This window comes from Halorubrum vacuolatum (assembly GCF_900188065.1).
Taxonomy (GTDB): Archaea; Halobacteriota; Halobacteria; order Halobacteriales; family Haloferacaceae; genus Halorubrum; species Halorubrum vacuolatum.
In genome coordinates, this window is record NZ_FZNQ01000002.1 from 321458 (window position 1) to 341374 (window position 19917).

At 61.3% G+C, this 19917-nt stretch carries 20 protein-coding genes; 11 read left to right on the top strand and 9 right to left on the bottom strand.

Going from position 1 to position 19917, the window contains the following annotated elements; genetic code table 11:
* Window positions 1–23 precede the first annotated feature (23 nt).
* Entirely contained in the window at window positions 24–701 is a 678-nt protein-coding gene (locus CHB65_RS04035; protein WP_089383773.1) for a type 1 glutamine amidotransferase, read from the bottom strand.
* A gap of 239 nt (window positions 702–940) precedes the next feature.
* Between CHB65_RS04035 and CHB65_RS04040 the strand changes: the two genes are divergently transcribed.
* Window positions 941–1204, top strand: coding sequence for a hypothetical protein (locus tag CHB65_RS04040; protein WP_089383774.1), 264 nt, complete (start codon window positions 941–943; stop codon window positions 1202–1204).
* A 167-nt stretch (window positions 1205–1371) separates the two neighbouring features.
* On the opposite strand, the gene CHB65_RS17285 is transcribed toward CHB65_RS04040, so the two are convergent.
* Both CHB65_RS17285 and CHB65_RS04045 read right to left on the bottom strand, forming a co-directional pair.
* A complete protein-coding gene (locus tag CHB65_RS17285) occupies window positions 1372–1542 on the bottom strand; it encodes a hypothetical protein (RefSeq protein WP_179213572.1) in 171 nt (56 codons plus the stop codon).
* 252 nt (window positions 1543–1794) lie between these two features.
* A complete protein-coding gene (locus tag CHB65_RS04045; RefSeq protein WP_089383775.1) occupies window positions 1795–2274 on the bottom strand; it encodes a winged helix-turn-helix transcriptional regulator in 480 nt (159 codons plus the stop codon).
* 219 nt (window positions 2275–2493) lie between these two features.
* On the opposite strand from CHB65_RS04045, the gene CHB65_RS04050 reads away from it, so the two are divergent.
* From CHB65_RS04050 to CHB65_RS04065, 4 genes are all read left to right on the top strand, one after another.
* On the top strand, window positions 2494–4557 hold the full coding sequence (locus tag CHB65_RS04050) for a transposase (RefSeq protein WP_089383776.1): 2064 nt from the start codon (window positions 2494–2496) through the stop codon (window positions 4555–4557).
* Window positions 4558–5671: 1114 nt separating this feature from the next.
* Window positions 5672–6052, top strand: coding sequence for a DUF5805 domain-containing protein (locus CHB65_RS04055; protein WP_089383777.1), 381 nt, complete (start codon window positions 5672–5674; stop codon window positions 6050–6052).
* A complete protein-coding gene (locus CHB65_RS04060) occupies window positions 6045–7088 on the top strand; it encodes a tyrosine-type recombinase/integrase (protein ID WP_089383778.1) in 1044 nt (347 codons plus the stop codon). Before CHB65_RS04055 ends, CHB65_RS04060 begins: the two co-directional genes overlap by 8 nt.
* Before the next feature lie 145 nt (window positions 7089–7233).
* Window positions 7234–7662, top strand: coding sequence for a universal stress protein (locus CHB65_RS04065; RefSeq protein WP_089383779.1), 429 nt, complete (start codon window positions 7234–7236; stop codon window positions 7660–7662).
* A gap of 64 nt (window positions 7663–7726) precedes the next feature.
* On the opposite strand, the gene CHB65_RS04070 is transcribed toward CHB65_RS04065, so the two are convergent.
* From CHB65_RS04070 to CHB65_RS04090, 5 genes are read right to left on the bottom strand one after another with little or no spacing between them, the layout of a single operon-like run.
* Entirely contained in the window at window positions 7727–8065 is a 339-nt protein-coding gene (locus tag CHB65_RS04070) for a ferredoxin family protein (RefSeq protein ID WP_089383780.1), read from the bottom strand.
* Window positions 8062–9444, bottom strand: a complete 1383-nt coding sequence (locus CHB65_RS04075; protein WP_089383781.1) for an FAD-dependent oxidoreductase — start codon at window positions 9442–9444, stop codon at window positions 8062–8064. Before CHB65_RS04075 ends, CHB65_RS04070 begins: the two co-directional genes overlap by 4 nt.
* On the bottom strand, window positions 9441–10556 hold the full coding sequence (locus CHB65_RS04080) for an electron transfer flavoprotein subunit alpha/FixB family protein (RefSeq protein ID WP_089383782.1): 1116 nt from the start codon (window positions 10554–10556) through the stop codon (window positions 9441–9443). The genes CHB65_RS04075 and CHB65_RS04080 overlap by 4 nt, the downstream gene beginning before the upstream one ends.
* Window positions 10553–11359, bottom strand: a complete 807-nt coding sequence (locus CHB65_RS04085; protein WP_089383783.1) for an electron transfer flavoprotein subunit beta/FixA family protein — start codon at window positions 11357–11359, stop codon at window positions 10553–10555. The genes CHB65_RS04080 and CHB65_RS04085 overlap by 4 nt, the downstream gene beginning before the upstream one ends.
* Complete coding sequence (locus CHB65_RS04090; RefSeq protein ID WP_089383784.1) at window positions 11356–11763, bottom strand: hypothetical protein; 408 nt, start codon at window positions 11761–11763, stop codon at window positions 11356–11358. Before CHB65_RS04090 ends, CHB65_RS04085 begins: the two co-directional genes overlap by 4 nt.
* Before the next feature lie 233 nt (window positions 11764–11996).
* Here CHB65_RS04090 and CHB65_RS04095 point away from each other — a divergent pair, with 233 nt between their 5' ends.
* The 3 genes from CHB65_RS04095 (at window position 11997) to malQ (ending at window position 15136) form a co-directional block, all read left to right on the top strand.
* Window positions 11997–12773: a helix-turn-helix domain-containing protein gene (locus tag CHB65_RS04095; RefSeq protein ID WP_089383785.1), complete on the top strand. Its 777-nt coding sequence runs from the start codon at window positions 11997–11999 to the stop codon at window positions 12771–12773.
* Window positions 12774–12897: 124 nt separating this feature from the next.
* A complete protein-coding gene (locus CHB65_RS04100) occupies window positions 12898–13545 on the top strand; it encodes a GNAT family N-acetyltransferase (RefSeq protein WP_089383786.1) in 648 nt (215 codons plus the stop codon).
* A gap of 106 nt (window positions 13546–13651) precedes the next feature.
* On the top strand, window positions 13652–15136 hold the full coding sequence (gene malQ, locus CHB65_RS04105) for a 4-alpha-glucanotransferase (protein WP_089383787.1): 1485 nt from the start codon (window positions 13652–13654) through the stop codon (window positions 15134–15136).
* 81 nt (window positions 15137–15217) lie between these two features.
* On the opposite strand, the gene CHB65_RS04110 is transcribed toward malQ, so the two are convergent.
* On the bottom strand, window positions 15218–15424 hold the full coding sequence (locus CHB65_RS04110; protein ID WP_089383788.1) for a PLDc N-terminal domain-containing protein: 207 nt from the start codon (window positions 15422–15424) through the stop codon (window positions 15218–15220).
* A gap of 122 nt (window positions 15425–15546) precedes the next feature.
* On the opposite strand from CHB65_RS04110, the gene CHB65_RS04115 reads away from it, so the two are divergent.
* The 3 genes from CHB65_RS04115 to CHB65_RS04125 all read left to right on the top strand — a co-directional run bounded on the left by CHB65_RS04115 (window position 15547) and on the right by CHB65_RS04125 (window position 19851).
* Window positions 15547–15888 carry a hypothetical protein gene (locus CHB65_RS04115; RefSeq protein ID WP_089383789.1) on the top strand — a complete coding sequence of 114 codons (342 nt, stop codon included), beginning with the start codon at window positions 15547–15549 and terminating at the stop codon, window positions 15886–15888.
* Window positions 15889–15948: 60 nt separating this feature from the next.
* Window positions 15949–17220 carry a Zn-dependent hydrolase gene (locus tag CHB65_RS04120; RefSeq protein WP_089383790.1) on the top strand — a complete coding sequence of 424 codons (1272 nt, stop codon included), beginning with the start codon at window positions 15949–15951 and terminating at the stop codon, window positions 17218–17220.
* Window positions 17221–17313: 93 nt separating this feature from the next.
* Window positions 17314–19851 (top strand): PAS domain S-box protein, encoded by a 2538-nt coding sequence (locus tag CHB65_RS04125; protein ID WP_089383791.1) that lies wholly within the window; start codon window positions 17314–17316, stop codon window positions 19849–19851.
* Window positions 19852–19917 lie beyond the last annotated feature (66 nt).

Below are 19917 nucleotides of genomic sequence, written 5' to 3' on the forward strand. Positions count from 1 at the left end.
GCACACGACCGGACGCGACCCGCCTACACTTGCAACCGTTCGCGTCGGTGTTCGATCACGAGACGCTTGAAGTTCTCGAAGATCGCCCCACCGTCGATTCCACCGAAATCGAAACCGCGTTCCTCCCAGTCGAAATCGGCCTCTAGTCGGTCGCGCAGCGTCGCCGTGATCTCCGGGTGAAATTGGACCGTCCACAGGGGAGCCGTGCGGTGACGCGTGCCGAAAACGGGCGCGTGCTCGGCCGATGAAATGATCTCGAGGTGCTCCCCGACGTCGATCACCTGGTCGCCGTGAAGCGAGACGACGATCGGTTCAAGCCCGTCGAAGAGCGGGTCGTCAGAAAGCGTCGCCTCCACGAGTGCGGCCTCCGTGCCGACGTGTTCGACGGTTCCACCCAGCGCCGTATTGACGATCTGGTGGCCGAAACAGACGCCGAGCGTCGGGATCTCCCTCTCGACGAGTTCACGAACGAGCGCCTCCTGTATCGTGATCCAGTCGTGTGTGTCGGTTTCATAGACGCCCGCGGTGCTCCCGGTGAGCACCACGCCGTCAGCGCGTTCAACGGGCACACGTTCGCCCGCTGGATAGTCGACCTCCTCCGCATCCGGGAATCGGGCCGCTAGCGCGTCACAGTGATACATATACTCCGGATCCACCTCGTTTCGGACGACGTAGACCTGCGGATCCGACTCCACGCTCATGTTCACATGCTATGGCGGCGACCCGTTTATATAATCCGGCCGTAATCGAGCGCGACGGCTCCTGACGAGTTCACTAGCTTCTGCTCATTTCATTAGATCATAATGGTTCTTAACTCGTAGGATATTTAGCTACTCTCTTGATCGGTCAGGTCAGGGTGTACAATGACCAAAGTAGAACATCTCTCTACAAACGCTCGACAGAAACAGACTTATGGGTTATCTCACCAAATTGCAAATAGATGGTTCCCGATATTGAAACGGACGGTGGGACGACCGAAATGAGTCGAGATGAGAATGTAGAGATGTCCCGAAATGCTGTCAGGGACGGTGTGTTAGATGCTATTGGAACCGTTTCTCTCCTTGGATTTTCTCTTTTAGCGCTCTTCATTGGTGTGAGAGGGTTTTCCATCGGTTCCTCGATGGCTATCAGCGGAGTGTTCGTTGTTGTTTCTTGCCTGCTGGCTGCAGCAGCATTCAATCTCATCCCACCCTTCCGCGATTAACATCACGTATTTACAACAGAATATTCTAAGCGGTCAATTCGTACACGCAGCTACCGTTCAGTACAGAGCATTAGTGCGGCACGATGGAAGGTTCATTTTGCCACAGAACTGTCGGATATAGGTTCGTTAAACGAATCGGCTGGGAGTACTGGAGTACACCTCAGATTTCATAGCCTTCCCGTCAGTAAATACACACCAACGAGTATAGCGGCAACGCTTGACAACAGAAAAACATCAATTTCTAAGGTAGTTGTCCGAAGGATCACCCCTATAAGACCAATAATGAGCAGAACGACTCCAGTAAGGGTTTTCCGCTGATCTTCTGTCAATTCTTCCATATTCTAACCTTGTACGTTTAGTCATTAATCCTTTGGCATTAGTTTTACGTTTACTCGGCAAATCCTCGTCCTGCACTGACCGCTCGACTTTCCGCGTTGATCGGTACTCACACCGTGCCAGATTCGCGCCCTGCATCTTGCACGGCACTTAGAACATCACTCGGAACTGGTAGGACTCTCGCCGCTAAATGAACAGCCGTAGTGATCTGCGGTCTCAAGAAGCAATATCTCGAAATAAAGTCACTCGGAGAGTTACTCCTTAGTGAAGAACTCATCATCATAATCTCGATCAGAGTCTTCACCGGAGAATCCCGTCACATCTTCACCGAACGGATCAACGTACGGATCGCTGTCACTGCGTCTCGCCAACTCCTCTTTCGTCTCCTCACCCTCAATCCACTCCACCAGCTCTTGCTTCCCACCCTCAACTTGTGCCTGCATATCAAGCATCGTCCGATACGCGTGGACGATCTCCAATCGCTCCATTTTCGCTACTACATACTGCCCACGCTCTGTAATCCGATACTGATTCTTCACCGATGTCTCCCGATTATCGATTTCCGGAGTAATCAGCCCAAGGTCTTTCGCTTCCCCGATCCGCTTCGACAACGTTGACGAACTAATCTGTAATCGCTCGTTCAGATGTTTGAACCGCTTGGAATCACCCTTCAGCACCACGAGGAGACCAATCCCGCCACGCAACTCAAAGAACTCCCTAAGCGTGTCTGCCATGTCTCACACGCTATACCCTGTTGGCATCCGTAGTCAAACTTTCTTCTACTCTGAACTCCACTTCGTTCCAAAATAGAGTTCGATTTGGAATAATTCGGAAATCGAATTATCCTGTACGCAAATCGCGTTTAACCACTCGTAGCGTAGGATAAGACAGGTTTCCGGAAACAACACCCCGAACCTTACACTTCGATTCGAAGTAAAACCACCTACCAATCTATGACGGCCACCCCCAACACGAAACAAACGGTCCTCGACTCCTTATATGAGTCTCACCGGGAGTGGCCATACTCGGAAGCCCACGACACGGTCAACGGAGACCCATGGCCGCTCGCGTGGGATGCCGCCGCATTCATCGAAGAATGGTTCGCACACCCAGAACACAACGACGTAGAAGAAGCGATCTGTTACGTCGAACTCACCCCGTCGAAATTCGGGTATGACGTGGCTGACTGGCATTTCAAACAGCCACCAGCATCGCTGCTGAAAGCACATCTGCTCCGTATAGTCAAAGGATGGGGCGGCGAGACTGCCCTTCACGACTATCTTGACAATAACCCAGAGCTGGTTGCTGAACTTGGATTTAAGGATGGGCTCGCATCGAAATCCACGCTCTGGCGGGTATGGAATGAAGATCGCCTTTCTGACGAACACAAACAGGTCATGCGGACTATCGGGCAGGTGCTGGTTGATGTCGCACGCGAACACGACGTGCCCGCACCGGACGAAGTCTTCCATCCTGATCCGAGCGTTGACAATCCTGATGGTGTCGAACAGGATAATTCAACAGTTCGGGACCGGACGATTGCGAAAACGCGGGAGATCTGGCAGCAAGCCAAGCCGATGGTGACGGAGAACTACGAGCTTCCGCGTGGCAAAAACACAGAGGTTCACGACAACGCATTCCTCGAAGCCCATGCGTTCATCGGTTCACGCGAAGAGATGTACGCGGAGAACGGTACGTGGAACTTCGCGGCAGAGACAACGCGTGACCGCGTTCAGACGGGCAGTACTCATCGCCATCATTTACAGAAAATTGGGCCGGATGCAGCTCGGAAAATGCATCGTGACACGACACGTGAGTTGATCGAGCGGGCACGCCGTGACTCAGAACTCGTTGACGGCGTCCTCGTGAGCATTGACATCACGAAGTCGAATCCGTATCGAACGAAACGGAAAATCGAGTCTGACGAAGACGGTAACGTGACGAACACGTGGTTGCTCGGGTACAAGGACGATGATGAAGACGAGTCTACGGAGTTCTACTTTCAGTGGGCGAGCATCCAAATTGTCGGATTAGATATTCCACTCGTATTGGATGCGATTCCCGTGCATCGTGGACTCTCACGTGTCGCTATCGTTGACCAGCTCTTGGAGACTGCGACGGACATGGTTGATATTGAGTTGGTGATGATGGATCGGGAGTTTGCCCACGATCCGGTGAAAGAGGTTTGTGAGGATCACGGTGTGTGGTATTTGAATCCGGGGAAAATGCATTCGAGTGAGCGTGCGACATGTACGCGTCTTCGCCGCCAAGGGAAGCTCGTCCATATCGAGAGTGATGAGGCCAGCACCGCTGACGCTGATGAGGGGACAACGCTTGATGACTTCACCGCTGAGGAGACAATCGACGATGATGAGGGTGGACGGAAGCGTGTGTATGTGCCAGCAATGAATGCTGAGCGGACGAATGACGCGATAGAGGACGATGAGGATACTGTAGATGACGAAGCAGGTGAGGAGTCAGGCGAAGAGGATGTGCTTCGTCAGGAGTTACTCCGCGATTTCGCAGAAGCGACTGATGCGGATACAAAAGATGTGGGGCAGATGTTTGGTGACGTGATTGATGAGGTGCGTGAAGAGGAAGAAGAGCAGGAGCTGCCGGGAAGTGAGGAAGACAAGGAGTTGTATATGCTGTTTGAGACGAATCACCCTGATCTCGAACTTCCGGGCGATACAGGTGAGGACGGTGACGAGATGTCCGAGTTGGAGAAGGCGCATATGGCGGCGCGGGTGATCAGGAAGTACAAGCATCGGTGGGGGATTGAGAACGGGTTCAAGCAGATCAAGAGTTTCCGTGTCCGTACCACGTCGATGAGCCACGAGTACCGGTTCTTCAATTTCCTGTACGCGTGTACGCTGTACAATGTGTGGCGACTCACCGATCTACTGGTGAAGTTGGAGCTACGGGCTGAGTCCGAGTTCCGATATGAACCACTCGTGACAGCAGATCTGTTCCTGACGATTGCGAAGGATTACGTCGGATTAGATCCCCCCGACTGACGTTTTTGGTTCCGGGTTTTCCCCTCGTTAGTGGCGACACTACTGTGTCGTCGATGTTTTCCGGGTTTCTTCTCTGAACTACCGACTGGTAGTGGTGATCGTTCTATCAGATATAATTTCAGCCAGTGTTTGGTGTTAGAATACTCCTGCATTCGACGTTTTGCTCTCCATCTTGTGAAATTGCCCAACGTCAGGGCTCCTTCTTCTGTATCGCAACATACGATTTATTCGATCGGGCCGGGACAGAATTTGTTGGATGGAATAAAACAGATAGTGAGGGGACATACATTATCAACCGAAAACACGGGGGGCAACCGCTTGGCCCGTGATGGGGTGTCCGCCCCGAAATTGGATGTGAAATATCACCGATCTCACAGGCCCACAGCCTCGCCGCCTAAATCCCACATACATGGACGCGCCGTAGCGACGTCGATCAAGTGTACGATCCCGAATGCGCCACATCGGTTCAGTAACGGCTCAGACGGGTACACAATAGATCTGAGGCAACAAGCGGCGGGGAACACGGCAAGAGAAAGCGACAAGCTTGGGGCTGATCGCCGGGTCATCACCGGGTGAGTCGCCTATTGGTGGTAATCCGTTCTCAACAGCGCACGACGCCGGATCGACGCCGCGGACACCCTTCGAGCCGGTATCCAGGACCGATAACCGCGTCACGTCGGGGGACTCAAGACGGAGAGCGGCTCTTACCCTGAAAAGGACCCGCACAAGATGTTCGCATACAGGGATCGATCGTTGAATCCACACGTTTCAATACACACATACCCATCACAGGAAGAAGGGATAACTGGGAACACACGGCTCCGAGGAAACCGCCGAAAATACTCTGGGGGAGATCCCACAGCGACCCGGAGCGAGGACGGCTTTAGCTTTGGATGCAGGCCAACTATCTGACCGATACTAAAAGACAGAATTAATCATATATTATAGTACTTCTGTAGGGAAAGCAATATAATAAGAAATAGGCCCTAGTTTGTATAATCCCATTTTATAGCACCTATCGACCGGGTTTAAAAGTCCTACAAACGAGTATAAGTGACCTTATCCAAAATGCTGGGACACATTGAAGTGACTGGCCTGCGAGGGACCGATATCGATGTCAAGCGAGAGGCGAACGGTCAAAACGTACGTTCCGGCGGCACAAAAACACGAGTGGGAGCGACACGCCGAGGAACTCGGCATGTCACAAAGCGAGTTCGTCAAAACGATGGTACAGGCCGGGAGACGTGGGTTCACACTTCAAGACCCCAATAACCCTCCGAAAGCGTCTTCTGATGGGTCTAACCCCAGGGGTAATGTGCTTGAAGAGCGGATCGAACGGGCACTTGCCGAGGGTCCACGGTCGTGGGACGATCTGATCGATGAAGTTCGCGGTGACCTCGAGGATCGGTTGGACTCAGCGCTCGATGCGCTTCAGGATCGAAACCGTGTGCGGTACAGCGGGCGGGACGGAGGATACGTGTTGATCGATGAGTAGTCGGATCACCACCGAAGAACCCGAGGATCCCATCGGGTACTTCCTTGAAGACCTCACCTATCATGGAAAGAGCGAACGAACGCGGACGTCCTACGAGCGCGTGCTCCGTCGATTCGAGGACTTCATCGAGAACAAATCGCCCGGAGAGGCGACACACAGGGACTGTATGGCGTTTATTCATTCGATTCGGGGGCAACTCGCCGACAGCACCGTCGCGACGTATGCGGCGTATCTCCATCGCTTCTACGCGTATATGACGCAGGTGGGCGTCTTCGAGGGGAACCCGATGACGCTCGTGATGGAGGAGATGGACGAAACGGTCGATAAAGACCCCACACGCCGGGATATCCCGATAGCGGAGATGCGTACGTTCCTCGCCGGAATCTCCCATCCCCTGCACCGTGCGTTGATCTGCACCCTGTTGAAAACGGGCGTACGGGTCGGCGAACTCTGTAACCTCGATCTTCGGGACCTCTCGATCGATGACCCGGAACTCGCTGCCGCCTACGACCTCGGAACCCGGCCGGCACTCGCGAACCGGCCGGATTCGCTGTACGTTACGCCGGATGCGACGGTTGGGGAGGTACTCAATGGCGAAGAGCGGACGGCCTCGAACAAGCGAAAACGGGAGACCGTGATCCCGATCGATGACGAACTGGCTCACGAGCTCAAAGCCTGGCTCGCGATCCGGCCGGATACGCCATCGCCCGCACAGCCGGTGTTCGTCGGCACCTCGGAGGGGTGGGGCCAGCGTCTGGATCCCGAAGCCGTCCGCCATATCGTCACTCGATATACGAAAGCGGTCGGATGGTATCGCCCCGGCGGCGGCGCGAGCGAAAACGTGACCCCCCATTACTTCCGCCACTTTTTCACCACACATCTGCGCGACCGTACCGGGGACCGCGGGATCGTGAAGTACCTCCGTGGCGACGTCGCCGACGACATCATCGACACCTACACCCACAACTGGGGCGATCAGGTGCGTGAGACGTACGAGCGGAACATCTACCGCTTAGTGTCGAAATCCGTCGTCTAGGAGCCGACCGATTTCTGTCCCGTGGTGAACTCATAAATCGTATATCGCAATAGAGAATTCGTGCACGGATCCGACGCACGATCTCGTGCATGTACGTAACGCTGACCGCCAGAGAGATTATGAGGGCCGGGAATCGAGGCCGTATATGGCCCGTTCAATTCTCGTCGCGATGGACGATTCACCGCTCGGTCGCAGGGCGCTGGCGTACGCACTGGAGACGTTTCCGGACGCACACCTCGTGGCCGCACACGTTGCGTATCTCGAGTACGATATGCTACCGACGGATACCCCCGAGGTGTATGAAGCGGCCGTCGACGAATTGGACGAGGTGGGGGATGAAACCGCACAGCGAGTCTTCGAGGCGATCAAGGAGATGGCGGACGACGGGGCGGTGACGGTGTCGTTTCTCACCGGTGAACCGGAGGAGCGACTCGTCGAGTACGTCGACTCAGCCGGATTCGATGGCGTCGTGATGGGCACACACGGTCGCGACGGTGTCGCACGGCTGTTCATCGGAAGCGTTGCGGAAGCGGTCGTCAGGAAAACCGACGTGCCGACGACGTTGGTAAAATAGGGGATTGGATTGACAAAAGAGCGGTGCGGTGAGATAATGGAGGGATCGTCGACCCCTTCGTCGGTCAGCCCTTTTTATATGAGACCCCGGCGCCGCGGGTCGGGTAGTTCCACTCGACGTTGCCGTGTGGACACGCCCACCGGCAACTCCCACACTCGAGACAGTTCTCGTAGGCGATGTGTGGAACCCCGTCCTCGCCCTCCCGCCAGACGTCTGCGGGACAGACGGACGTGCAGTCGTAGCTGTGACACTTTTCGGCACAGATACCCGGGAGCTTCACCCCGAGGTGTGAGTCACCGGCGTCGTCATACCGGACGGTGTAGAGCCGGTCTGCGAGCGAGTCGTTCGTGACGGACGGTTCCTCCGGCGTGACGTTCGGAACGTTTGGGGTAGTGGTACTCATCGAATCACCTCACGGTAGCGGTACGCGAGCTTTGCGGCGCCACGCCACCCGCCGACCGCCTCCAGCACGCGGTCACGGGCCGCCTCGGCGTGATGCTCTTTCGGCTCCCGGTCCATCCGGAAGTACTCCGCGCCGGCATCGGCCAGCGCGTGGGGCAGCTCCTCGAAGATGAGGTCGCGGTCGGCCTCGACGCGCTCCATCAACCAGCCGTACCGCTCCAAGTTCTTGACGACGAACGACGCCTCAAGTCGCTCCGGATACGATCGCAGCGCGGCCTCGTCGGTTCGCCCCCGCTGAGCGGCCGCCGCAATGGCCTCCCCGGCGAGATGGCCGCTCTCTATCGCCATGTTCGTCCCCTCGAGGTGGACACCGTTGTTCAACACGAGACCGGCGGCGTCGCCGACGACGACCGCGCCGTCGTGGACGAGCTGTGGGACCGACTCGTGGCCGCCTTCGGGGATCGTCTTTGCGCCGTATTCGACGGTGCGTGCCCCCCGGACGAGGGGGGCGACCGCCGGATGCGACTTGAACGCGTTCAGCGTCTGCTCCGGTTTCGGCTGTCGGCCGCGGGCGTCCGCGAGACGGTACGCCAATCCGACGCTTATCGTGTCCTCGTTCGTGTAGATGAAGCCGCCGCCGACGGCGCTGCCGACGGCACCCTCACCGAAGTAGTGATACGACGCGCCGGCGTCGTCCGAGAGCCGGAAGCGGTCGGGGATCGCGGTGTCGTTCTCGGGGAACTCGAGGACCTCCTTGACGCCGACGGCGATGTTCTCCGCGCGCTCGACGGATTTGAGATCGGCTCCCTCGCTCACGAGCGAGTTTCCGCCCTCCGCGAGGACCACGTAGTCCGCGGTGATCGCGCCGTCGGGTCGGTCGGTTTCGACGCCGCGGATTCGTTTGCCGCTGTCATCACGGAGCAGCCCGGTGACCGTCGTCTCGGTGACGAGGACGGCGCCGGCTTCGACGGCCTGCTCGGCGAACCAGCGGTCGAACTCCCCGCGAAGAACGGTGTAGGAGTCGTTATGTGGCGGGTCGTGCCACTCGCCGGGACGGAGCGAAACGGCCGTCTCGTCCGTCTCCGAGAGCATACTGAACCGCTTCTCGGCGACGTATCGCTCGACGGGGGCGGCGGTCACGTCGACCAGCTCCCGCAGGGTCGGCGTGTACAGGACGCCGCCGAAGACGTTCTTCGCGCCCGGGTACCGTCCGCGCTCGATCACGAGCACGTCAAGCCCCTCGTTGGCCATGGTGACGGCCGCGGCGCTCCCGGCGAGGCCGGCACCCACGACGATCGCATCGAACGCGTTGTCGTAGTCGGGGGACTCGGCCTCCCCGGTGGTCGGTTCCTCGCCGTTGACGCGTACATCGTCGCTCATTGGAATACCTCCTCGGGATCGGCGGCCCCGGCGTCCGGGACCTCCTCGTCGCCCTCGAGGAGCGCCGTCAGTTGCGGCACGACCTCGAAGAGGTCGCCGACGATCCCGTAGTCGGCGTGGTCGAATATCGGTGCGTTCGGGTCGTCGTTGATCGCGATAACCGTGCCGGCGTCGTTCATCCCTTCGACGTGTTGGATCGCCCCGGAGATGCCGAGCGCGACGTAGAGATCGGGTCTGACCGTCTTTCCGGTCTGTCCGACCTGTCTCGCGCCCTCGATCCAGCCCTCATCGACCGCCTTGCGGCTCGCCGCGAGGTCAGCGTCCAACGCCTCCGCGAGTTCGATCGCCGGCCCGAGGTCGCCTTCGACCCCGCCGCCGACGGCGACGAGCCGGTCCGCGTCAGTGACGTCGGCCCGTTCGGTCACGTCGCGGACGAGGACCTCCGAGATGGTGTCGACCTCGTCGATGAACACCTCCACGGGTTCGATGCGGTCGTTGTCCGCGATGGAGTCATCGGTGGCGCGTAGCGTCGCGAGCTCGTCGGGGTCGGGGTCGGCAGCCTCGAAGACGCCCGCCCGAACCGTCGCCATCTGCGGGCGATGTTCCGGACAGACGATCGTCGCGAGGACGTTGCCGCCGAAGGCCGGCCGGCGGGCGAGCAGCTGTCCGTCCTCGTCGACATCGAGTTCGGTGACGTCGGCGGTGAGCCCGGCGTGGGCGGGGACTGCGACCCGACCGGCGAAGTCGCGGCCGGTGTGGGTGCCGCCGATGAGCACGATCGAGGGGTGTCGCCGTTCGACCATCTCCCGGAACTGCGTGCCGTACGGGTCCGCGCGGTACGGTTCGAAGACCGGATCGTCGGCAACGAGCACGCGGTCGGCACCGCGTGCGAGCGCCTCCGTTGCGACGTCCTCCAGGTCCTCGCCGATCGCGAGCGCGACGAGGTCCTCCCCGAGGTCGTCGGCGAGCCGTCGTCCCTCGGTCAACAGCTCCCAGGCGACCGGCATGACGTCGCCGGCGTGTTCCTCCAAGAACACCCAGACGTCGCTGGCGCGTTCGACCTCGTCGACTTCGGTTCCTTCCGCCGCCATCTCGTCGTCTTGTTGGGTCATCCGTCCACCTCCGCCGTCGCCGCGATCGGTTCAAGCAGGTCGGCGACGTCCTCGAGTATCTCGTTTTTCCGTTCGACCGGTTCGACCGTGTCCATCCCGCCGACCTGCGTCGGCGAGGCGTCCATGCCAACGTCGCCGGGATCGATCGAGAGGTCCTCGGCGGTGAGTTGATCCGGCTCGAAGTCGTTCTCGGCGAAGATCTTCCGATGTAACCCCGCGGGTCGGGCGTCGAACTCGCCATAGGCGACGGCCACGACGACGGGGAGATCCGCGGCAACTCGCTCATGACCGCCCTCGACGTCACGGCGTGCGGCCAATCGATTCTCCTCCGGAAGCGGCTCGACGTCCTCCACATAGGTGAGCTGGGCCCACCCGTTGTGGGCGGCGATCCCCGGCGGGACCTGCCCGGTCGAGGAGTCCGTCGTCTCCTCGCCGCAGACGACGACGTCCGCATTGAGGTGTTTCGCGGCCATCGCGAGCGCGTAGCTCGTCGGCCACGTATCGCTGCCGGCGAAGGCGCGATCGGTGACCAACGCCGCGTCATCACAGCCCATGGCGACGGCCTCCTCGAGCACCGCGGTCGCCGTCGGCGGCCCCATCGTGATGGCCGTGACGGTTCCGCCCACGGCGTCCCGAATGGAGAGCGCCGCCTCCAGTGCGTCCCGGTCGGGGCCGTTGAGCACGGCCGGGGCGTTCGCCCGGTCGAGCCGGCCGGTATCGGGATCGATCCTGACCTCGTCGGAGTCGGGGACCTGCTTGACCCCGACGACGACGGTCCATCCCTCGGCGTTCGGGGACGTCATCCCGACACCTCCGTCCCGTTTTCGATGAAGCCGATGGACGGACGGGACGTCCCCGGCAGCTCCGGTGTCTCCGGAATCGGCTGACAGGTGATGGATATCGCATCGACTCGCTCGGTCACCCGATCGACGAGACGCTGTCGCAGCCTCGAGGAACGACATTCCTCGGGCCCGACGGTGAGTTCGACGATCAGTCGGTTCGGCGCGGATCCCTCGACCTGCTCGTTATCGACCCGACGAACGTCGGGGTCGGCTATCCACCCAAGACACCACTCAAGCAGCCAATGGTCGTCCATCGGTGGATCGGGCTCGTGATAACGGATGACGTATCGGCAGCACTCACCCTCCGATACATCCGAGTCGTTCGTTCCGCCCTCCGGCGGCGGTTCGTCTCGGTTTCCCTCCATACATGTGAGATCGGTCCGAGCCCCCCTACCGGTTCATACAGATTATACAGCTTTTTTTATACTGGGAGGTGCGGATGACGGCCTCCCACTTCCGAGTGCTACAGTAGCGATGACGAGTGCTGGAGTGCAGCCGCCGGCGGTCCCTCAGCGAGTGATCACAGCCTGCGTCGGGGGTTCTTAGCGAATGAAAACATCCTCCGGGTACTAAACGTCAAGAACGGCGACGGTCACATATGATGTCGACGGACGCCATCGTCGGGACGGACGAGAGGGAGTCCCGGTCCGGGGGGGACGCGAGCCGGGGTGTAACGGAGGGGTCAGCTGACTCCAAAGAACCCTCGATGGACCGAACCGCCCGTCAGGAGCCGTTGCGTGCCGAGCTACGGGTTCGTCGCCGCGACCCGGCCGCGTGTCCACTCGTCGGCGACGAGGTGCGAACGGTCGACACACAGCGGCTATCGTGTCCCGACATGGGGTGTTCGACCGGAACCGAGACGGCGGACACGGTGGACGGACCGTTCGATTGTCGTGCGACGGTCGAGACCGATCGAGGCGTGGAGTTCCGCGGACGACGGACCGATGCCGGCTGTATCTGCCCGGTATTTCGGAGCCACGATTGTGTCCCGTCGATCGAGGGCGTCCGTCGCGACGAGTTCGTCGTGTCGCTCACGATCCCACATCGGGAACAGCTGCCGGCGATCGTGGATGCCCTCCGGGACCGCGGCGCGACGGTGGAACTCAGGCGAATCGCCCGCATCGATGGGGAGGGCCCGACCGACCGGGTCACGGTCGAAGTGGACAACATCACGGAGAAACAGCGGCAGGCACTTCGGGTTGCCGTCGAGGAGGGCTATTATCAACGGCCTCGTGGGGCTGATCTCGCCGACATCGCGGAGCGGCTCGGTATCTCACGCTCGGCCGCTTCACAGCGCCTGACGGGCCTCGAAGCGACGCTGGTCGAGGCGGTGTACGATCACGATTCGACGATCGGATCCCGGACGTACCGCTGATCGGAGCGCAAGCGGCCCGTCCGCGGAGTGACGGATCGTCGGGTGCGGGCGGGACGGCCACGGTATTCCCAGTACGTGAGAGCCCAACCCCGGCATTAAGCCGACCGCACGACCACTATCCTGTATGAGCGCTCAAAGGGATCGATCGGACCGGACGACGACGGAGGGAAAGCGGTCCGAGTCGTCGGGGAGCGCCTGCGGCGGCTGGGATAGCGGCCGCTGTGTTGGAACCCCGGTGTGTCCCCCCCGATGCCCACGGTTTCTGGACAAGGAGGGACGTCGATGGACGCTTCGGCCCGCAGCCGAAAACGATCTGGAGGCCTTACTCGAGATGTATGACGCCTTCGGGCCCGCCGACCGAGCTCAGGGAGTTCCGCCGATCGGTGCGCGGCGTCAACGGGAATGGATCGAACTGTTGTTCGAGGAGGGATGGAACGTCGTCGCCGAAGCCGAGGACGGCCGCCTGCTCGGACACGCGGTCTACACGCCGATGGACGTACCCGATCCGGAGTTGGCGGTGTTCGTCCATCCCGAGTACCGGGGACGGGGGCTGGGGACGGAGCTCTGCAGGCACGTGATCGCGACGGCCGCGGAGCGAGGTCGAGAGCGATTGGTGTTACACGTCGAGACACACAACCGGGCCGCCATCACGGTGTACCGTCGACTCGGGTTCGTCACCGAAGCCAGGGAGGTGGACCTTCGAATGGCGCTCGAACTGAACGAACCGATCGCGACCGACGTCCGGAGGCCACCCGCCGCACGCGAACGATAGCGACGATCGCGGCGGTTGTGATGGCGTTGCGGACGGGTGATCGACGGCCGACGATCGGGCGTGCGCGAGTTGCGGGTTTCAAGTACCGGCCCGGTGAAAGGAGGCCATGCGATTCGACCGTTCAAGCGGCGTCTTCTGTCACGTCACGTCGCTGCCGGGGCCACACGGCATCGGCGACCTCGGCGGCGGAGCACACGAGTTCATCGAGTTTCTCGGGCGCGCGGAGATCGATCACTGGCAGATCTGCCCGCTCGGGCCGACGACGGACGTGACCGGCAATTCGCCGTATCAGTCCCCCTCGGCGTTCGCTGGCAACCCGCTTTTGATCGACCTAACCGGCCTCGTCGAGGACGGCCTGTTGGACGAGAGCGATCTCGAACCGGTTCCGGATTTCTCACCCGATCGGGTGGAGTACCCGGCCGTCCGTGAATTCAAAACGAGCCGGCTCCGAACCGCCTTCGAGCGGTTTGCAGCGGCCGAGGGTTCGTCGGCTGAATTCGAGACGTTCAGGGAACGGGAGCCGTGGCTCGCGGACTACGCGCTCTTTCGGGCGCTTTCTACGGCCCGGCCGGAGGACACCTGGATCGACTGGCCGGAAGCGATCCGGACGCGTGACCCGGATGCCCTCGCCAGTGCGCGCGAGGAGCACGCCGAGGAGATCCGATATCACGAGTTCCTTCAGTGGATCTTCGATCGGCAGTGGCGGGATCTCCGGGAGACGGCGGCCGAACACGGGGTCTCCATCGTCGGCGACGTACCAATCTACGTCTCGCTGGATTCGGCGGACGTGTGGGCGAACCCGGCAGCATTCGCGCTCGATGAGGGGAACCGCCCGACCGCAGTCGCCGGTGTGCCGCCGAACGCCGGCGACGACGGCCAGCGCTGGGGGAATCCGGTCTACGACTGGGAGCGTCTCGCTGAGCGCGGATACGACTGGTGGATCGCGCGATTCCGGCGGTTGTTCGACCTCGCGGACGTCGCCCGCCTCGATCACTTCCTCGGCTTCATTCGCTACTGGGCGATCCCCGCGACGGCGACCTCGGCCGCGGACGGCGAATGGCGTGCGGGGCCCGGTCGGGAGCTGTTCGAACTCGTGGAGGCGGAGCTCGGCGACGCCCCGTTCATCGTCGAGGACCTCGGATTCGAGGAGCCGGAGATGGACGAACTCGCGTTCGAGTTCGGCTTCCCTGGAATGCGTGTTCCACAGTACGCGGACTGGTGTGCGGCCGGCAACGAGTACCAACCCATGCACTACCCCGAGGGAGTCGTCGGATACACCTCGACGCACGATACGAACACCTGGGTCGGCTATTATCAGGGGCTCGACGCGGAACAGCGGGACTGTCTACAGTATAACCTCGGGGTGGACGGCGAAACCGCGATCGAGTGGGAGATCATCGACGCGGTCTGGGCGTCGGAGGCGATCATCGCCATGACGACGATGCAGGATCTGCTCGGGTTGGACGGCGGCGCTCGGTTCAACGAACCGGGCACGCTCGAGGGCAACTGGGAGTGGCGTGTACGACGGGAGGCGTTCTCGACGGAGCTTGCGGATCGGCTCGCCGATCTCGCGCTGTATCACATCCGCTGAAGGCAGGCACGGACGATGCTCCACCGCTGAAGGCAGGCGCGGACGATGCTCCACCGCTGAAGCCACAGGGCGGGCGACGCCTCACGCCTGCGTGCGCCCGAGTAGCCAGTAGAGAATGAGCCCAAGGAAGGGCGCAAAGAAGACGACGAGCGCCCAGAGGACGGGAGAATGCGGGCTGTTGGTTTGCGCGTCGGAGTACACCCAGACGATGATCCCGATGTAGAGGACCAACATGGCGAGACCGAAGAGGGCACCGATGCCGGCTGCAGCGAGGGGAACGAGGGCCATGGAACGAAATTATTACATCGGCCGTATAGGTCTTCGGGTGGATAACCCCATCCGTTGGGTGATGGGACGGAGCGCGAACATGAAGGCGAAACAAACAGGGTTCGTGGTTGCTAATAACACGCATGGCATCGACCGGAGCGTTCGGAATGCCATCGGATGCAGGTCCGCAACGAAGCGTCGTCGAGACCACCATCGGGGCGGTGCTGCTTCTCGTGGCGGGGCGAATCGCGGGTGACCGCGGCGCGGGCTTCGTGGTTGGGGTGGCCATTGGCGTCATCCACCGCCATCTCATGCGCAACGGCGGTCGGGGCGGAGAGAAAACGAGACCGAATCCGCTTGTCCTCGCGCTCGCGTGGCTGCCGATCGTCGTTGCCACCGATCGGGCGGTCGGCGGGGCAGGGGGGCGGGTGGCGTTTTGTGCGGGGGTCGCGGTCGGATCGGCAGTCCGGAGACGGTTACGGTGAACGCGACGTCACGTCGACCGTCGGCGGACCCTTTTTTTAATTCCGGGGCGGGATATCATCATGAAGCTTCCCGTCGATGCGGATCGGCTACGCGCGGATATCGAGCGGAACGCCACGTTCGGCGCGATCGAGTACGACGAACCGGACAAGCGCGGCCGGACGAATCGAACGGGAACGCCCACGAACCGTCGCGCCCGCGACTATCTCACGGGGCGCATGGAGGCGGCCGGCCTCGACGTGACGGTCGATAGCGTGGGCAACATCGCGGGCAGATGGACCCCACCCTCAGCGGATCCGGATCGGTCGCCCATCGCGAGCGGGAGCCACCTCGACAGCGTGCCGGAAGGCGGGATCTTCGACGGTCCCCTCGGGGTCTACGCCGCTTTGGAGGCGGTTCGCACGATGCAGGATGCGGGTGTCGAGCCGGACCGACCGGTCCTCGTCGTGAGCTTCACCGAGGAGGAGGGTGGAACTTACGCCGATGGGCTTCTCGGATCGACGGTCGCCGCCGGCGAAATGGAGGCGACGGACGCCCTCGGGCTCACCGACGCCGCTGGCGACACCCTCGAGGAGGCGCTCTCGCGGATCGGCTATCGAGGAGAGGGTCGTCTCGATCCGACCTCCTGGGCCGGCTTTTATGAACTCCATATCGAACAGGACACGGCCTTGGAGCGGGAAGGAGCCGATGTCGGCGTCGTCACGGCGATCACGGGTATCACCCACTGTCAGGTCGAACTCAAGGGTGAGGCGAACCACGCGGGGGCGACGGCGATGGACGCACGTACTGACGCACTCGCCGCCGCGAGCGAGTTCGTGCTTGACGTTGAGCGGGCGGCCACCGATGTCGTCGAATCGGAGAGCGAAACGGCCGTCGCGACGGTCGGATCCTTTTCGATCTCGCCGAACGCAACGAACGTCGTTCCAGGCCGCGTCGAGGCCGGCGTCGATATCAGGGACGTCCGCCGGGAATCGATCGAACGGATCGTCACGGCGGGACGGGAGTCGCTCGCGCGGCTGGAGCGGGAACGGAACGTGAAGACGACGGTTAAACGGCCCTTCGACGTCGAACCGGAGTCGATGAGCGACCGATTGCGTGCGGCCGCACACGCGAGCGCCGACGCGGTCGGCGCGGAAGCTATCGACATACACTCCGGAGCCGCTCACGACGCGATGCGTATCGCGCAGTCGACCGACGCCGCCATGCTCTTTGCCCCATCACGTGATGGGATCTCACATAATCCACGGGAATGGACCGACTGGGACGCGTGCGCGACGGCGACGACGGTACTGACGGGCGCCATCGCCCGGGCTGCCGGGATGGACGCGCGGTGAGTTGTGGCTTCCCGCCTCGAACGGACCCCCCGGAGGTATCAACCATGAGAAGCTGTCCAGTAGGTGTATATGTGATCCGACTCTTGCACACCTATGAGCGCCCCTATCCGGCTCCTCCACGTCGATGACGACGCCGACATGGCGGAGCTCACCGCCCTCTATCTCCAACGGGAGAACGACGCGTTCGAGATCGAAACGGAGACCGACCCGACGGCGGCACTCGATCGGCTCGATTCGGACCTCGACGTGATCGTGTGTGATTACGATATGCCGGAGATGACCGGACTGGAGTTCTTAGAGGAGGTCCGTCGGAGCTATCCGGACCTCCCGTTCGTGCTGTTTACCGGACAGGGGAGCGAGGAGATCGCGAGCGAAGCCATCTCGGCGGGGGTCACCGACTATCTACAGAAGGGATACGGCTCGGACGTCTATGCGGTCCTCGCGAATCGCGTCACGAACGCGGTCGAGCAGCACCGGTCGAAGCGTGCGCTCGCGGAAAGCCGGAAGCGGCTTTCGATGTTTATCGAACACTCCCCGTTGGGGGTGATCGAGTGGGACGAGGAGTTCCGTGTCCGGCGGTTGAACGACGCCGCGGAGGAGATACTCGGCTACGACGGTGGGGAATTACAAGGGGTATCCTGGCGGCAGTTCGTCCCGGAATCCGCCGAGCAGGCCGTCGAGGAGGTCGTCTCTGACCTGCTTAATGTCCGTGGTGGATATCACAGCATCAACGAGACCGTTCGGGCCGACGGGACACGGATCACGTGTGAATGGCACAACCGCGTGATCACCGACGACGACGGCGAGGTAGTGACGATCTTCTCGCAGTTTCAAGACGTCACGGAGCGGCGGGCGAACCGTGAGCGGCTCGAACGGCTCGTCGACAACATCCCGGGAGTGATCTATCGGACGGGCACCGCACCGGAGTGGCCGTTCGAACTCGTTCGTGGCGCCTGTGAGGAGCTGACGGGGTACACCGAGGATGAGCTGTTAACGGACGTGGCGATCGCAAGGAAGCTCGTCCACGTCGACGATCGGGAGCTGGTCGAGACGGAGATCGCAAACGGCGTCGCCGAGAACGGGACCTACGACGTGGTTTATCGGCTGTCCCGCGAGGACGAGGATATTCGGTGGGTGTGGGAGCGGGGACAAGTCGTCGATGACGGGGACGAACGTATCGAGGAGGGACTGGTGATCGATGTCGACAGCCTCAAACGGAGCGAGTCGGCGCTCGATCGCACGAACCGCGTGCTGACGACGCTCCTCGAGAACCTCCCGTTCGGGGTGCTCGTCGAGGACGATTCGAGGAAGGTGCTGGTCACGAACGAGCGGTTCACCGAACTGCTCGATGTCGACGCGAATCCCGACGAACTCGTCGGTGCGGACTGTGCCCAAGCCGCGGCGGAACTCGCGGACCGATTCGCCGAGCCGGAGGCGTTCGTTAACGGGATCGCCGAACGGCTCGCCGACCGTGAGCCGGTACAAAACGAGGAGATCGTGTTGAACGACGGGCGTATCCTCGAACGCGACTACGTGCCCTACCGTCTCGCCGACGGCGAGGCGAACCTCTGGATCTACCGGGACGTCAGCGACGAACGCGAGCAACAGCTGCTTCTCAACGGACTGTTCGAGGAATCCCTCGACGGCATCGGGGTCAAAGGGATCGTCACCGACGAGGACGGGGAGCCGATCGATTACACCTACGAACGGGTCAACGAACGGTTCGAGGAACTCACCGGGCTCAACGCCGAGGACGTCGTTGGACGACGCGCTACCGAGGCGATCCCCGGCATCGAGGAGACGCCGTTCATCGACATCTTCGGGGAAGTGGGACTCGGTGGGGAACCCCGCACGTTCGAGCAGTACTCCGCACCGCTCGATCGGTACTACAAGATTTCGGCGTTCTCCCCACGACACGGACAGTGCATTACGATCTTCTCCAACATCACGGAACGAAAGCGCTACGAGCGGCGTTTGGAACGACAAAACGATCGGCTGGAGAACTTCACCGGAGTGGTGTCACACGACCTCAGGAACCCGTTGAACGTCGCACGGGGACGACTGGAGCTGGGCCGTGAGACCTCGGATAACGAACATTTCGAGGCCGTCTCACGGTCGCTTGAACGCATGGACGACCTTATCGATGACCTCCTGCTCCTCTCGCGTCAGGGTGAGGTGATCGGTGAGCCCGAATGGGTATCGCTCTCGTCGGTGGCGTCTGCCAGTTGGGACGGCGTGAAAACGGACGGGGCGACGTTGGAGATCGACGCCGACCTGGAGCTGCGCGCCGATAAGGGCCGGCTCCGACAGGCGATCGAGAATCTCATACGGAACAGCGTCGAGCACGGCATGAATGGACGCCCACGGGACGATCGGAACGACGAACGGATACACATTCGGATCGGCACGCTCCCGGACGGGTTCTTCATCGAGGATGACGGCGTGGGCATCCCGGAAGCGGAGCGTGACCGGGTCTTCGAACACGGGATGACGGCGTCGACCGACGGGACGGGCTTCGGGCTGAGCATCGTCGGACGGATCGTCGACGCACACGGATGGACGATCGATCTCCTCGACGGCGACGATGGCGGTGTCCGCTTCGAGGTCACCGGCGTGGAGACGCGACGCTGATCCATCTCGGAAATCGGCGCTCATCGGTGAATCGGCGTCGATAGCGGCGGGCTCAGTCCCCGACAA

Coding starts and splice junctions, on each gene's coding strand:
- CHB65_RS04095 (WP_089383785.1), top strand. CDS start 11,997: ATGATGTCGACGGACGCCATCGTCGGGACGGACGAGAGGGAGTCCCGG.
- CHB65_RS17285 (WP_179213572.1), bottom strand. CDS start 1,542: ATGGAAGAATTGACAGAAGATCAGCGGAAAACCCTTACTGGAGTCGTT.
- CHB65_RS04125 (WP_089383791.1), top strand. CDS start 17,314: ATGAGCGCCCCTATCCGGCTCCTCCACGTCGATGACGACGCCGACATG.
- CHB65_RS04100 (WP_089383786.1), top strand. CDS start 12,898: ATGAGCGCTCAAAGGGATCGATCGGACCGGACGACGACGGAGGGAAAG.
- CHB65_RS04045 (WP_089383775.1), bottom strand. CDS start 2,274: ATGGCAGACACGCTTAGGGAGTTCTTTGAGTTGCGTGGCGGGATTGGT.
- CHB65_RS04120 (WP_089383790.1), top strand. CDS start 15,949: ATGAAGCTTCCCGTCGATGCGGATCGGCTACGCGCGGATATCGAGCGG.
- CHB65_RS04060 (WP_089383778.1), top strand. CDS start 6,045: ATGAGTAGTCGGATCACCACCGAAGAACCCGAGGATCCCATCGGGTAC.
- CHB65_RS04110 (WP_089383788.1), bottom strand. CDS start 15,424: ATGGCCCTCGTTCCCCTCGCTGCAGCCGGCATCGGTGCCCTCTTCGGT.
- CHB65_RS04055 (WP_089383777.1), top strand. CDS start 5,672: ATGTCAAGCGAGAGGCGAACGGTCAAAACGTACGTTCCGGCGGCACAA.
- CHB65_RS04090 (WP_089383784.1), bottom strand. CDS start 11,763: ATGGAGGGAAACCGAGACGAACCGCCGCCGGAGGGCGGAACGAACGAC.
- CHB65_RS04085 (WP_089383783.1), bottom strand. CDS start 11,359: ATGACGTCCCCGAACGCCGAGGGATGGACCGTCGTCGTCGGGGTCAAG.
- malQ (WP_089383787.1), top strand. CDS start 13,652: ATGCGATTCGACCGTTCAAGCGGCGTCTTCTGTCACGTCACGTCGCTG.
- CHB65_RS04050 (WP_089383776.1), top strand. CDS start 2,494: ATGACGGCCACCCCCAACACGAAACAAACGGTCCTCGACTCCTTATAT.
- CHB65_RS04040 (WP_089383774.1), top strand. CDS start 941: ATGGTTCCCGATATTGAAACGGACGGTGGGACGACCGAAATGAGTCGA.
- CHB65_RS04065 (WP_089383779.1), top strand. CDS start 7,234: ATGGCCCGTTCAATTCTCGTCGCGATGGACGATTCACCGCTCGGTCGC.
- CHB65_RS04115 (WP_089383789.1), top strand. CDS start 15,547: ATGGCATCGACCGGAGCGTTCGGAATGCCATCGGATGCAGGTCCGCAA.
- CHB65_RS04075 (WP_089383781.1), bottom strand. CDS start 9,444: ATGAGCGACGATGTACGCGTCAACGGCGAGGAACCGACCACCGGGGAG.
- CHB65_RS04035 (WP_089383773.1), bottom strand. CDS start 701: ATGAGCGTGGAGTCGGATCCGCAGGTCTACGTCGTCCGAAACGAGGTG.
- CHB65_RS04070 (WP_089383780.1), bottom strand. CDS start 8,065: ATGAGTACCACTACCCCAAACGTTCCGAACGTCACGCCGGAGGAACCG.
- CHB65_RS04080 (WP_089383782.1), bottom strand. CDS start 10,556: ATGACCCAACAAGACGACGAGATGGCGGCGGAAGGAACCGAAGTCGAC.